This window comes from Paenibacillus sp. FSL R7-0652, from assembly GCF_038595045.1.
Taxonomy (GTDB): Bacteria; Bacillota; Bacilli; order Paenibacillales; family Paenibacillaceae; genus Paenibacillus.
This window is the reverse complement of sequence record NZ_CP152001.1, coordinates 2080322-2092885: the sequence shown is the minus strand read 5'-3', so window position 1 is coordinate 2092885 and position 12564 is coordinate 2080322. Positions and strand designations below refer to the sequence as shown.

Here is a 12564-nt window from a genome sequence, read left to right as displayed (position 1 = left end):
TACAATTCGTAATTTAATCTCTTTCCGGCCAGCCAATAGGTATTAACCCATCAATACCTTTTTTCCACCGTTTTTTAACTGCTTTCATATACTCCGTATGGTTCTTAAAATAAGCATGTTCAATCACAATTATCTGCAAAGACTCTCCACGTCTGACCTCATTAAATAGCATGTTAAAATACTGCAACAATGCTTTTGTATCATTATCCCTTTCTTCCCCAATCTCGACCATTTCTGTAACGTCCTCAGAAGGAAAATAGGGACGACTTATCTGATCAAATAGTAAAACACCAGGTACTGGACGATTTAGTTCTGCGAAATGTCTATGCATGGCAAGCATCATTGATATATGAAGACTTAAATAGTTTTCATCTGAGCCAACATCTCTCATGTATTCGATGCGAGTAGGTAAAGATACTCCTACTTTGAAGTCACGCAAATTTAAGTACAGTGGATTATTTTTATACCTATCCTCAAAAGGTAGGTCCGAAATAATCTCCTTAGCCATAGCAGCTATTCGTCTCTCTACATTTTCAAGCGCTTCTTTTTTTGATTCTACATCAATTTCTAAACTAAGATTCTTAATACGCTCACTTAGTACTGAAAGGTCTGATGAGAATGATGAGGTGGATTTCGAAGCCACCTTTCCTACAGAATCTAAATAAAAATTAACTACTCCAACCAACCTATTCCTTCTATCTTTTAAATCCAGACCGGACTCTAATTTTTCATTATCTTTAATAAGGGCTCCTATCTGGACATTAATAGAAGAAATCTTCTCTTCTGCTGAAGCAAGTAACTCGGTTAGATAAGTGATATAACTGTCTAGGCTTGGTCGCTCTTTTTCAACATTATCAAGATCAAATTGGACTTTCTTGACAGTCTCACTGATCTGTTTAATGGGTTCGTTAACTTCTTCAAGATTTTGTTGACAAAGTGGGCATGAAACTGGATTAACCGGATTTTTGAAAATATCAATCACAGAAAGACGTCTTTGTTGAGTAGTTGCTGTGCTCTTGAAATCCCGCGCAAATTGTATAGATTTCTTGGCATAATTAATTCTTTTCTTAATTGAAATAACCTCATTTTGCTGAGCATTTAATTGCTCATACAAATCACCGAGTCGTTCCTCGACTAATGAAGAATCCGAATATGGATTCCATTGAGCAACCTTATGTAACATACTATTTACAACCGTTTCAGTTGCCCCGAAAGGTAACGCTTCACACAATCCCAATTGTGTTGCTTGATGCAAAAGAGTATGGGCATTGGTACTCATCGTAATTTGCTCGTCTTCTGAACTGTTTTTTTCTAACCTCTTCAACTGTTTTTTTAAATTTTTAAGTTCAATCTCCTTTTCAATTGTAGCCTCATCAGTTATTCCAAAGTAATAGGGCAAAGCATCTATAATTGTCTGAAGCCTCTGGTAATCATCAAGCCCTCTTATCAACGTATTTTTATTAGTAATAATATTATCATCCTGTAATAAATACGGCATTGCACTTCTTATTGAAATCGTATGTCGATCTCTTTGTGAGCCAAAAACTTCACTTTGTACGTCTCCAATTCCAATTAATCTCTCAAATTTTTTTAATGCCCCAGCAATATTCGTCGACGATGGAATTTCATCGGCTTGATTAGGAATAGTAATATTTCGTCCATTAATAAAATGCATATCAGAACTCGATTTGTATGGGGCGCGTGGTACTCTTCTAAACATTGCAAATTCAGTTTCATTTTTCTTCCAAACAAGACCCACCCATGAGACACATCGTCTGACATATGTGGGTATGTGACATTCGCTTGATCCTAAAACATAATCAATGATTTCAGGGAGAGCCGACTTTCCAGTCTGAGAGTCGCCAGTAATAATATTTACTTGCTCTACTTCAAAAGTAATCTCATGTCTACGATCATCGTGACTGTATAATAGAATTTGACGAATATTCCATCTTTTCATAACGTTAACCCCAAACTATTTAATATGCTGGATGTCGAGTTAATCTGGGTAAACCATACACCCAATTTGTTTGCTGCACCAATCATTTCTCTAATCTCATCAGAATTATTTTTTAACCGACTCTTCATTATTCCTTTGCTACCAGATTTTAAAGTCCCATTTGCTTCAAATATTATAATTCCATTCGAAGCACCAAAAATAATAGCATTTCTAGTTAAACTCGCCGTTTTATTGATTCTTGTGTCAAGGTTAATTAGTATTTTTTGGCGACGAGTAATCCAACTGTATAGTCCAGTTGCTGCATTAGTGCCTTTAAAATCATCCCTAATTGATTGGGAGAGCACCAAGGGTAATGGTAAAAAAATTAAAGGGTACGGGCAACCGCTTCTTTTCCCAGTCTCAAAACCTTCTAAAAATGACCACAATAAAAGTGATGTTAAGGCAGGGTTTGTTATGGAAAAAACATCCGATGAAGTCATTGGTTATCACCCAGCATTTCAATAAAATTTGGGTGCCAACCTACTTTTAATTCTTCAGATAATTGTTGATACGATCCTTGAATTAAAAAATGTTGTTTCCACTCATCTCGTATTGGATTTATATAAAGATGTGCGTCATTATGCGTCCAGTCAAGCAACTCTAAACCTTTCTTTTTACAGAGATTATCTTCTTCACCTTCTAAATCTTCTTTCATTGGCTCATGACGATCAGCCCAGGTCTCGATTAATAGTTGATCGTAGTCATTAAGCTCTAACGCATTCAATATGTCATCTGTTATCCATTTTTCACGTTGATTTCTTGCTCGCCATCTTGTTACCGCTGCTCTTTTCTTTCTGCTATAGCCTCCATCAACTAGATCGATTTGCTTTTCCATAAAACCGCCTAGCTCACCAGAAATTGATACTGGGGATAATTTAGAAAAATCATCTGGGAGGTTATTATCCTGAATTTGCGCAATCAAACTTTGTAGCTGAACTAAAAGTTCAGTCTTAGTAATTTTTGATGAAGAAAGTGTTCTTCTGTCCCACCACTCCAATAGTCTTTTTGCAATTATAGGTCGAATTTTTCTCACTACCATTTGATCCAATTGATCAATGACCTTATTCTCAATCTGTAAAATATTAAAGTTGTCTATACGAACCGTTATCTTTTCTAATAGTTTCAACCGCTGATTTGAACTAAGTTGTAAAAAGGTACTACAACCCGGATACTTATTCGCAAATGGTAACTTGTTAGAATTTATAGCAACTGCTCGTTCTCTAGCTTCAGTTACGAATTTGGCTTCTTTTGTCAATAAAGCTACTATGTCATGTCGATCTAAGTCTCCACTTACTAACTTATATAATGGATTGGTTTGAGTAATGGTATCTCCTGTAACGAAATACATCTTGTGTTTATCAGACTCGGCGTAAGGAGACCAAATTCTAAGAGTTTTCCATAAACCATCGTTTTTTATTGTAAGTTCATGTGCATCTCCCGTACTATGCTTCAGTTGATATAGCCTTGTATAGTTACCTTTCAAAACTATATCATCTTCGGCCTCAATGCTAACCTCATTAGAGTCGTCATCCGCTTCTTTCCAAAGTACAATCAATGCATAAAGAGGCTGAAAACGATATCCTAACATTGATGCTTGTGCAGAATGTATATTTCTGGACATAACTCACCCCTTCTCTAATAATGACATTTGATCTACTCTTTCTTACAAAATTCGTCATAGATTGTACCACATCCTTCCAAACAAACGTTCTATTTTGTCGCATTATAGACCTAAAGAATTATATATTATACCCCTGATACCTATACAGATAGGTAGTCCTCGCGAGAGGCGATCAATACGCCAGAGACGTTCAAACGTGCCCGGCCTTTTTTACCCCCATCACAATATAAGGAGGAAGATTTTATGAACACCAATCGCAATGAAGAACTTAAACGACTGATTTCAGAATGTTTGCCGGAACGTCCTGACAGCTACCCGATCCAACAGCTATTTGATCAATTTCCGACAACTGTTGAATTAATGACGTATCAGAGCAGCAGCTAATGAGTATTAAAGGACTCGGCATGGGCAAGGCGCGGCTGTTAAAGCTAGCTAAATCCCTTACTATCCCTACTTACGAGCAAACAACTATACGCCCCCCTAAAGACGCATTTAACTTGATTGAACCGAACTTCGGATTTTCGACTAAAGAAAATTACACTTGTTTGTTTCTCAATACTAGAAACAAAGTCCTCCACTTTGACAATATTTCTATTGGCTCTCTCAAGACTGCTATCGTTCACCCTAGAGAAGTTTTTCGTGCCGCGATTAAACATTGTAGCGCTTCTCTTATATCTGCTCATAACCATCCGAGCGGTGACTCTACTCTGTCTCCAGAAGACTGCCGAAAAAGCCGAAATGCCACAAAAAAATATCTTAGTTTGACCAAATGTGTGACCACGCCTTCAAATCATCACTATTTAGGCAAAGAAAAAAGCCTTCAAACACTCTGAAGTGCACCCCTTAGAATAGACATTGGAAAAACCCCTGGGTTTAGCCGATGAAATTCTAGGGGGTGTATTTTTATGGCGATTCAGGGACAGAAGTTTAAAACGTATTTGGAGACGTTGAAAAATGAGGCTATTCGTCTGCACACGGTTGAGGGTTGGACTTATCGAAAGATTAATGAGCATTTGGGGATTCATGACCCAGGACGAATGAAACGCTGGATGCGAAAATATCGGGAACAAGGTGAGTTTGGACTGATGGATCAGCGAGGGCGACGTAAAGAATACTTGGACCAAGACCGTTATGTCCAAAAACTGAAACGGGAGAATGAGTTGCTAAAAAAGTGCTTGGTCATCTGGAAGGAGGAAGCAAACAAGAAAGATTTCAAATCATAGAAAAGGTTGCAGCATGCGGTGAGATCCAGAAACTCTGCCATGTGTTTGGTGTGTCTCGAAGTGAATATTATGCTTATATACAACGTAAAAGAATCGATCGTGCTGCCACAGCGAAAAAACAGGTGCTTCAAACGTATCATCGCTATGAAGGAAAATATGGTTATCGACAGCTCCAATTGTTCCTTTGGCAAGATCAAGGAATTTGGATGAACCACAAAAAGGTGCTCCGCCTGATGCAAATGCTCGGTATTCAATCCAGGATTCGTCGTAAACGGCGCCCCAACAGTTCGTATGCACCTGCGCAGCGTGTAGCAGAGAACCGCTTAAAGCGAGACTTTAGCGCTAAACAACCGAATCAGAAATGGGTCACAGACATTACCCAATATCGTGTGGGGGAGCGCTGGATCTATCTTTCAGCCATTAAGGACCTGTTTAATAACGAGATTGTGTCTTACGAAATAGGTGAACGTAACGACAATGAACTCGTGCTGCGTACATTCAGAAAGGCGTTTGCAAAGCAAAAAGACGTGACCGGACTCGTCGTTCACAGCGACCAGGGATGTAAGTAACACGTCTCAAGCTTACCACGACATGCTGCCAAAGGTTGGCGCCCGAATCAGCATGTCTCGACGAGGAATTTGTTATGACTATGCCTCGATGGAGAGTTCTTCTCGCATCTCAAAACGGAAGGACTCTATCCTTATCATATCCGAACCGTTGCCGAAGCACAAAGAAAAATTGAAACATATATCCACTTTTACAATCGAAAACGGCCACAACGGAAACTGAAAAAACTGACGCCGGTAGAGTACCGACGCCAGTTTGCAACCTAGGGTCTTTTTTTAATGTCTACTAAATGGGGGTCTTGACCACTCGGAAATCCTTGTGTTTAAAGGCTTTTTTAATTATGGAGCCTAGGGGGATCGAACCCCTGACCTCATCGCTGCCAGCGATGCGCTCTCCCAGCTGAGCTAAGGCCCCAGGATATGTAATGATGAACTTGTTCAGCTCTGCTAAAATTAATTTTTACAGGCGACTTCTATATCATATAAAATCCCTTCTGGACTGTCAATACCCTTTTCAACCGCCGAAATCATATGGAGAAGAACATTCATGTTACAGGCTGAATGAGCCCCGGATTGTTCTTCTCCCTTTCCCCACGGCTCTAGTCCTCCAGATCTTCTTTGGACAGCAGTGATTTCAGTTCTTTCATAAACATGTTGATGTCTTTGAATTGACGATACACCGAAGCGAAGCGCACATAAGCTACTTCATCCACCGGAAACAGCTGCTCCATTAACAGCTCACCAATCTGGCGGCTCTCTACCTCAGCTTCGGCTGTGTTCCGCAGCGATTTCTCCACTTCAGATACCATCATCTCCAGCGTTTCCACGGATACCGGACGCTTCTCACAAGCACGAATCAATCCACGGAGGATTTTGTCGCGACTGAACTCTTCACGGCTGCCATCCTTTTTAATGACAATCAACGGTGTTTCTTCGATCATTTCAAAGGTTGTAAATCTTCTCGCGCACTGCTCGCATTCGCGGCGGCGGCGAATGGATTTGGATTCATTCGCTGGTCTGGAGTCCAGCACTTTGGTACCCAGATAACCACAATAAGGACATTTCAACTTCAATCACTTCCCACATTTTCTTTTTTCCACATATTCCCTGAGCATATCTTGTTATGAAAATCGCACTCGCGACACATAATACTTTTACCAACCCGCGAGGAGGTGAACAGCAATGGCACAAAGCAACGGTAACTCCAATAACTTGGTTGTAACTAAAGCTTCCGCAGCTCTGGAGCAAATGAAATATGAAGTAGCTCAAGAACTCGGAATCAGCATCCCACAAGATGGATACCAAGGTAACATGACTTCTTACGAGAACGGTTCGATCGGTGGATACATCACGAAGCGTCTGGTAACAATTGCAGAACAGCAATTGGCAGGTCAATACCAATAATTATCTGCATCGTAATACGTTACACAGAGGAGCATGGGGCGGCCGGTACACCACCGGTCTGCTCCGTGCTTCTCCTTATCTTTTGACTAGCCATCGCTCTAGAACGTATCGTAGATCTTCACATACTGATTATAATAGTAAATAACCCGTTGTACATAGTGGCGTGTTTCGCCAAAAGGAATATCTTTCACCGTTTCGATTGTGCCATCCCATACACCATTTTTCAACCAGCTGCTGACCTTCCCTGGTCCGGCATTATAGGCTGCAATCATCACAATTTCGTTGCCGTTAAACTGGTCTGACAGGTTTCGAAGGTACCATGTGCCCAGCTGAATATTCCGCTCAGGTTCATGTTTTAATTCTTCCAGCGAAGTGGGTGGAATTTTCGCCTGTTCCAAAATCCAATTTGCCGTATCCGGCATGAGCTGCATTAATCCGATTGCACCGCGCTTGGATTCTTTGCTCGTTTTGAAATTGGTCTCCACCCTGATAATGGAAGCAACCAGAAACGGATCAACCTCATAGCTTTGAGACTGTGCCCGGATCTCTTCCTTATATTCAATGGGATAAAACCATGCCATCCAGTTCGTATTTAGAAATAACACAAGTACAAAGGAAACAAACATAATCAGCAGTACACGTTTTTTACGCAATATTCTCATAACAGACCCTTACGCGTTAAAAATGATTCAAGCTGCTTCTCTGTCTCGGACCATGAACCGCTGTTATCAATGACAATATCCGCACGCTCTCTTTTGCGTTCAATATCCATCTGTGCGGCAATTCGTGCTTCTGCATCAGCCTTGCTCATCTGATCGCGGTTCATCAGCCGTTCCAGCTGTACAGCTCGGGGTACATACACGACCATAATTTCCGTAAAACCATCCTCAAGCCCCGACTCGTACAGCAGCGGAATATCCGACACCACCAGCTTGTCCGGATGTTTCAATTCGTATGCAGCCGCTCTCTCACGCATTTCCTTCCGGATCGCCGGATGAGTAATGGCCTCAAGCGCTTTTCGTTCCTCAGGGTGCTGAAAAACGATACTCCCCAACTTTTTCCGATCCAGCGTTCCATCCTCATGCAGTATGGCTTGTCCAAACCGCTGAACAGCGGCAGCCAAAACGGGATGCCCAGGCTCCATGACTTCCCGGGCGATAACATCTGCATCGATGAGCAGTGCTCCCTTACTGGCGAGATAGGCGGAAACACTGCTTTTGCCTGTCGCGATTCCGCCCGTTAAGCCTATATTCATCGTCTCACCTCATAACAGCTTTATTACTCCTCAAAACAACTTGAATATTCCCATAATCATTAACAGCAGGGCCGGCAGAATCGAAAGCTTCTGCATCCAGCGCTGTGCTGCGAACCGAAGTCCTACATGCATACCGAGCGACAGAAACGCACCGCTGAACAACGCAATGACCAGAGCCGTCCACAGCGTAGGAAAACCGAGCAATGCCGCTCCAAGCCCAGCACCGAACGCATCTAGTGACAGCGCAATCCCCAGCCACATCGCTTCCTGCGCAGAGATACTTCCTGAGTTATCGATATCCGCCTTCGAAGGGCTGCGCAGAATCTGTATGACCACGCCAAGTTTACGCAATTCCAATGTAAATACCATGCGCTCCACCGATCCATCCGTTGGAGAAGGCTGCACTTCCAGAACCATTAATTGATTCCTGCCTCTGGCTGCAAGCCCAGGATCCGCTGCTGCATTTTCCTGAAGCAGTCTCTCCTTCGACACCGCACTCTCCGCTTCCTCACGTTCTTTGCCCCGTCTAAGAATCAGCTGCAGTAGAGACCACGCACCGATCACAATCAGAATGACAGCTCCAACAACGGAAGCTGCGCCCGGTGTCACGACATGGGACAATAACACCCCCACCTGCATGGACAAAGCGATAACCAATCCCGAACACAGTGAAATAATAGCAATAGATAAGAGCGGAATCTTGGTCCTCCGAAGCCCGTATGTAATTCCAACTCCGAAACCATCTAAACTCACTGCAAAAGCAAGCGCCAGTAATGAAATAAAATGATGCAGCACCCCGGATTCCTCCCCTGTGCGGTACGTGCCAACTGATGATGTCAGTATGGGTATATGCCCGCTTATTTCTGCCATATCAGTATATGGAGGGAGGAATCCAAGGGTGCTATGATTTCATCATTTCATTCATTCAGTTGAAGTTGGAGAGTGGAGATGGCTGACATTTCGGGCAAAAATGCGTCCCGCGTCCACCTACGACACTTTTTTCAATCAACGTGCCGCAGGTGTGGCATGGCTCCGCTTTGCGGCCATAGATTTTCAGCTGATGCTGGAACATGCCCATCTCGCCCTGCCCGTTAACATATGACTTGATGGAAGAGCCTCCTGCATTCACAGCATCCTGCAGCGTAGCCACGATCGCTTCATGAAGCACCGTTAACTGTGCTTCGGTTAATGTCTTTGCAATCGTCTCGGGATGAATACCTGCGCGGAAGAGAGCCTCGTCCACATAAATATTCCCGATGCCTACAACATATGCCTGATTCAGCAGGACCGCTTTGATTTTGGTTGTGCGTTGGCCCACCGCAGCACGGAACGCATCCACGGTAAAAGCCTCATCCAGCGGCTCAAGCCCAAGCTTCATTAGAGGTTTGGATACCAGTTCCTCCCCTGCGGTGAACAGATGCATCGTTCCAAACTGACGTACATCCTTGTAACGCAATTCGGTGCCATCAGTGAAGTGGAAGATGACATGGGTATGTTTCTCCACCTCTTCATTCTGATGGTACACACCGTAACGTCCTTCCATCCGCAGATGGGAGACCAGCACAAGCCCGTCCAGCAAAATACGTAAAAACTTGCCCCGGCGCTCAACACCAATCACGGTGTGTCCTGCCAGTTCCAATGCAAATGCTTCTATATCGTCAGGCCGCTGAATAATCCGCGGCAAATGAACGGTAACATGATCAATCGTTTTGCCTACAATAAGCTGATTCAAAGTTCTTCTGACTGTTTCGACTTCCGGTAGTTCCGGCATGATGTTCTCACCTCCATTATATTATAACGGAAGATGACGCTCAGCGGGACCCCTTCTTATCTATTTTGCCTCGTACCAGTTCTCACCAAAGCTAACTTCTGCTTTCAGAGGTACCGACAGCGGAAGCGCCTTTTCCATCACCGAAGGCACAAGTTCCTTCATCAGCTCCAGTTCATCCGCCGGCACTTCAAACACAAGCTCATCGTGTACCTGAAGCAGCATGCGGCTCTGAAGCTTGCGTTCACGCAGCGCCTCGTCCATCTGGACCATGGCCAGCTTGATGATATCGGCTGCCGTTCCCTGGATCGGTGTGTTCATCGCTGTGCGTTCCGCGAAGGATCGCAGATTAAAGTTGCTTGCGTTGATCTCAGGCAAATAACGACGGCGTTCCAGCATCGTTTTCACATAACCGTCCCGGCGTGCATCCTTCACGATTTCATCCATATAACGGCGTACACCTTGGAAGATATCAAAATACTGATCGATGAACTGTGCCGCTTCTTTCCGCGTAATATTCAAGTTTTGGGAAAGACCGTAATCACTAATTCCGTATACGATCCCGAAGTTAACCGCCTTGGCGGAACGGCGCATGTCGCTATCCACTTCCTCCGGCTTGACGCCAAATACATCGGAAGCAGTTTTCGTATGGATATCCATATCATGTACAAAAGCTTCCTTGAGACGTTCATCATCTGAAATATGAGCCAGCACACGCAGCTCAATCTGGGAGTAGTCGGCTGCCAGAATAGACCAGCCCGGCTCGGACGGTACAAATACCTTCCGAATTTTGCGTCCTTCCTCCATACGGATCGGTATATTCTGCAAGTTCGGGAACTGACTGCTCAGGCGTCCAGTTGCAGCAATCGTCTGGCGATAGAACGTATGCACCTTGCCGTCCCGGTCCGATATCTCTTTGAGCAGACCTTCCACATATGTCGACTGCAGCTTGGCGAGCTGACGATACTGCAGAATATGCTGCACCACATCATTATAAGGAGCCAGCTTCTCAAGTACTTCAGCATCGGTGGAGTAGCCGGTTTTCGTTTTCTTCACCACAGGCAGCCCCAGCTTATCAAACAAAATCTCACCCAGCTGTCTCGGTGAATTCAGATTAAACTCGGTACCAGACAGCTTGTAGATTTCAGCCATCAGTCTGCCAATCTGTTCTTCAAACTCGCTGCCGAGGGCCTGCAGGTCAGCAGTATTGGCCTTGATTCCCTGCTTCTCCATGTCAGCGAGAATACGGGACAACGGCATCTCCAGCTCGTGAAATAGAGAATTCATCTCGTCGCTTTCCAGTGCCTGCTCCTGAAGCGGGATAATTGCGGCCAGCGCAGCAGCTTTCCGGCACAGGAAATCGCCTAGAACATCGGCCTCCGGAACTTTGTATTTGGCTCCTTTACCCAGAACGGTATCGTCTTCCGCCAGGGAAGGTAACCCATACTTGGACGTCAGCCCGCTGATCGTCTGATTGGACTCCGTTGGGTCAAGCAGATAGGCGGCCAGCTGCACATCAAAAGCCGCACCAGCAAATTCAATGCCATGCGCATGCAGAGCCAAATCTACGCGATGCAGATCATATCCACGCTTCGGCTGGTCTGCACTTGCGAGCCACTGCCGTACAGGGGCGGCTGCATTGGACTGCAGCAGTTCTGGCGATATAAATGTATATTGCTCCCCAGCACCTACAGCAAGCCCAACTAATTTCGCCTGATGCGGATTGTCCCCATGTGTTTCCACATGAAGTACATCGATCGAACCCAGTATATCAATCAGTTCAGCTATGTTTTCTTCTGTCGCAATTGTGGATTCAACTGCTGCAGCCGGAACAGCCTCCTGCTCGGAGGCAATGCTGCCGCTGAAAGACAAACGCTCCAGCAAAGATTTAAATTCCAGCTTAGCGAGCGCCGGTCCCGCACTTGCTTCCTTCAGTCCATCAAACTGCATATCTTCCCATGTCTGTTCCAGCGGAACCTCGCGATGAATCGTCGCCAGCTGTTTGCTCATGCGAGCATCCTCCGCGTGAGCTTCAATCTTCTCCTTCATCTTGCCTTTCAGCTCGCCTGTGCCGTTCAGCACCTCTTCCACCGATCCGAACTGGTGCAGCAGCTTTAAGGCAGTCTTCTCTCCCACACCCGGAATGCCCGGGATATTATCGGAAGCATCGCCCATCAGACCTTTCAGATCAATAATCTGCAGTGGCGTCAGGCCGTAACGTTCCTTGATCTGGGCAGGATCATACAGCTCAATCTCGGTAACCCCTTTGCGCGTTAATCCGATATGCACATGCTCGGAAGCAAGCTGCAGCATATCTTTGTCACCCGATACAACGAGCACCTGTCTGCCTGCTTCATCCGCACGTTTCGTCAGCGTTCCGATGATATCATCTGCTTCGTAACCTGCCAGTTCAAACTGTGCAATCCCCATTCCCTGCAGCAGTTCTTTGAGCAGTGGAAACTGTTCGGACAGCTCAGGTGGTGTTTTCTCCCGTCCACCTTTGTATTCCTGATATCCTTCATGACGGAACGTCACTTTGCCCGCATCAAACGCCACCATCACATGTGTAGGCTTGTGTTCCTCCAGCAATCGCAGCAGCATCGTCGTAAAGCCGTATACCGCGTTGGTGTGCAGACCTTTCGAATTCGTCAGGGGTGGCATTGCAAAAAATGCCCGATAAATAATGCTATTTCCATCTATAAGAATAAACTTGTCCATTCCAGCACCT

At 44.6% G+C, this 12564-nt stretch carries 14 protein-coding genes and 1 tRNA gene; 5 read left to right on the top strand and 10 right to left on the bottom strand.

From position 1 onward, the window contains the following. Positions 1–13: 13 nt before the first annotated feature. Genes MKY97_RS09640 through MKY97_RS09630 form a run of 3 tightly spaced genes read right to left on the bottom strand, consistent with a single transcriptional unit; the run spans position 14 to position 3620 of the window. Complete coding sequence (locus MKY97_RS09640) at positions 14–1960, bottom strand: DUF3732 domain-containing protein (RefSeq protein ID WP_342555225.1); 1947 nt, start codon at positions 1958–1960, stop codon at positions 14–16. Then, the gene (locus tag MKY97_RS09635) at positions 1957–2439 is read right to left on the bottom strand and encodes a three component ABC system middle component (protein WP_342555224.1); all 483 of its coding nucleotides are present in this window, start codon (positions 2437–2439) and stop codon (positions 1957–1959) included. The genes MKY97_RS09640 and MKY97_RS09635 overlap by 4 nt, the downstream gene beginning before the upstream one ends. After that, positions 2436–3620 carry an ABC-three component system protein gene (locus MKY97_RS09630; RefSeq protein ID WP_342555223.1) on the bottom strand — a complete coding sequence of 395 codons (1185 nt, stop codon included), beginning with the start codon at positions 3618–3620 and terminating at the stop codon, positions 2436–2438. The genes MKY97_RS09635 and MKY97_RS09630 overlap by 4 nt, the downstream gene beginning before the upstream one ends. A gap of 243 nt (positions 3621–3863) precedes the next feature. Here MKY97_RS09630 and MKY97_RS09625 point away from each other — a divergent pair, with 243 nt between their 5' ends. The 4 genes from MKY97_RS09625 to MKY97_RS09610 all read left to right on the top strand — a co-directional run bounded on the left by MKY97_RS09625 (position 3864) and on the right by MKY97_RS09610 (position 5412). Beyond that, a complete protein-coding gene (locus tag MKY97_RS09625) occupies positions 3864–4004 on the top strand; it encodes a hypothetical protein (RefSeq protein WP_342555222.1) in 141 nt (46 codons plus the stop codon). After that, the gene (locus MKY97_RS09620; RefSeq protein ID WP_342555221.1) at positions 4004–4453 is read left to right on the top strand and encodes a JAB domain-containing protein; all 450 of its coding nucleotides are present in this window, start codon (positions 4004–4006) and stop codon (positions 4451–4453) included. Before MKY97_RS09625 ends, MKY97_RS09620 begins: the two co-directional genes overlap by 1 nt. 72 nt (positions 4454–4525) lie before the next feature. Further along, positions 4526–4843, top strand: coding sequence for a transposase (locus MKY97_RS09615; protein WP_342555220.1), 318 nt, complete (start codon positions 4526–4528; stop codon positions 4841–4843). Further along, positions 4792–5412 (top strand): IS3 family transposase, encoded by a 621-nt coding sequence (locus MKY97_RS09610; RefSeq protein ID WP_342555219.1) that lies wholly within the window; start codon positions 4792–4794, stop codon positions 5410–5412. The genes MKY97_RS09615 and MKY97_RS09610 overlap by 52 nt, the downstream gene beginning before the upstream one ends. A 339-nt stretch (positions 5413–5751) precedes the next feature. Here the strand turns inward: MKY97_RS09610 and MKY97_RS09605 are convergent. Next, positions 5752–5824: transfer RNA gene (locus MKY97_RS09605), tRNA-Ala, on the bottom strand. Positions 5825–6008: 184 nt separating this feature from the next. Beyond that, the gene (gene nrdR / locus MKY97_RS09600; RefSeq protein WP_090920285.1) at positions 6009–6476 is read right to left on the bottom strand and encodes a transcriptional regulator NrdR; all 468 of its coding nucleotides are present in this window, start codon (positions 6474–6476) and stop codon (positions 6009–6011) included. Between the two features lie 115 nt (positions 6477–6591). On the opposite strand from nrdR, the gene MKY97_RS09595 reads away from it, so the two are divergent. Then, the gene (locus MKY97_RS09595; RefSeq protein WP_017689472.1) at positions 6592–6813 is read left to right on the top strand and encodes an alpha/beta-type small acid-soluble spore protein; all 222 of its coding nucleotides are present in this window, start codon (positions 6592–6594) and stop codon (positions 6811–6813) included. A 98-nt stretch (positions 6814–6911) separates the two neighbouring features. Here MKY97_RS09595 and MKY97_RS09590 read toward each other — a convergent pair whose 3' ends face one another. From MKY97_RS09590 to polA, 5 genes are all read right to left on the bottom strand, one after another. Beyond that, positions 6912–7475, bottom strand: coding sequence for a lytic transglycosylase domain-containing protein (locus MKY97_RS09590; protein WP_342555218.1), 564 nt, complete (start codon positions 7473–7475; stop codon positions 6912–6914). After that, entirely contained in the window at positions 7472–8068 is a 597-nt protein-coding gene (gene coaE / locus MKY97_RS09585) for a dephospho-CoA kinase (RefSeq protein ID WP_342555217.1), read from the bottom strand. The genes MKY97_RS09590 and coaE overlap by 4 nt, the downstream gene beginning before the upstream one ends. 30 nt (positions 8069–8098) lie before the next feature. After that, on the bottom strand, positions 8099–8863 hold the full coding sequence (locus tag MKY97_RS09580; RefSeq protein WP_342555216.1) for an MntP/YtaF family protein: 765 nt from the start codon (positions 8861–8863) through the stop codon (positions 8099–8101). Between the two features lie 130 nt (positions 8864–8993). Further along, positions 8994–9839, bottom strand: coding sequence for a DNA-formamidopyrimidine glycosylase (gene mutM / locus MKY97_RS09575; protein ID WP_342555215.1), 846 nt, complete (start codon positions 9837–9839; stop codon positions 8994–8996). 60 nt (positions 9840–9899) lie between these two features. Further along, positions 9900–12554, bottom strand: a complete 2655-nt coding sequence (gene polA / locus MKY97_RS09570; protein WP_342555214.1) for a DNA polymerase I — start codon at positions 12552–12554, stop codon at positions 9900–9902. Between the last annotated feature and the right edge of the window lie 10 nt (positions 12555–12564).

What these genes read in the sequence shown, in the direction of transcription:
- polA (WP_342555214.1), bottom strand. Translation starts at nt 12,554, where the DNA reads ATGGACAAGTTTATTCTTATAGATGGAAATAGCATTATTTATCGGGCA.
- MKY97_RS09630 (WP_342555223.1), bottom strand. Translation starts at nt 3,620, where the DNA reads ATGTCCAGAAATATACATTCTGCACAAGCATCAATGTTAGGATATCGT.
- MKY97_RS09640 (WP_342555225.1), bottom strand. Translation starts at nt 1,960, where the DNA reads ATGAAAAGATGGAATATTCGTCAAATTCTATTATACAGTCACGATGAT.
- MKY97_RS09620 (WP_342555221.1), top strand. Translation starts at nt 4,004, where the DNA reads ATGAGTATTAAAGGACTCGGCATGGGCAAGGCGCGGCTGTTAAAGCTA.
- MKY97_RS09625 (WP_342555222.1), top strand. Translation starts at nt 3,864, where the DNA reads ATGAACACCAATCGCAATGAAGAACTTAAACGACTGATTTCAGAATGT.
- coaE (WP_342555217.1), bottom strand. Translation starts at nt 8,068, where the DNA reads ATGAATATAGGCTTAACGGGCGGAATCGCGACAGGCAAAAGCAGTGTT.
- MKY97_RS09595 (WP_017689472.1), top strand. Translation starts at nt 6,592, where the DNA reads ATGGCACAAAGCAACGGTAACTCCAATAACTTGGTTGTAACTAAAGCT.
- MKY97_RS09615 (WP_342555220.1), top strand. Translation starts at nt 4,526, where the DNA reads ATGGCGATTCAGGGACAGAAGTTTAAAACGTATTTGGAGACGTTGAAA.
- MKY97_RS09635 (WP_342555224.1), bottom strand. Translation starts at nt 2,439, where the DNA reads ATGACTTCATCGGATGTTTTTTCCATAACAAACCCTGCCTTAACATCA.
- mutM (WP_342555215.1), bottom strand. Translation starts at nt 9,839, where the DNA reads ATGCCGGAACTACCGGAAGTCGAAACAGTCAGAAGAACTTTGAATCAG.
- MKY97_RS09590 (WP_342555218.1), bottom strand. Translation starts at nt 7,475, where the DNA reads ATGAGAATATTGCGTAAAAAACGTGTACTGCTGATTATGTTTGTTTCC.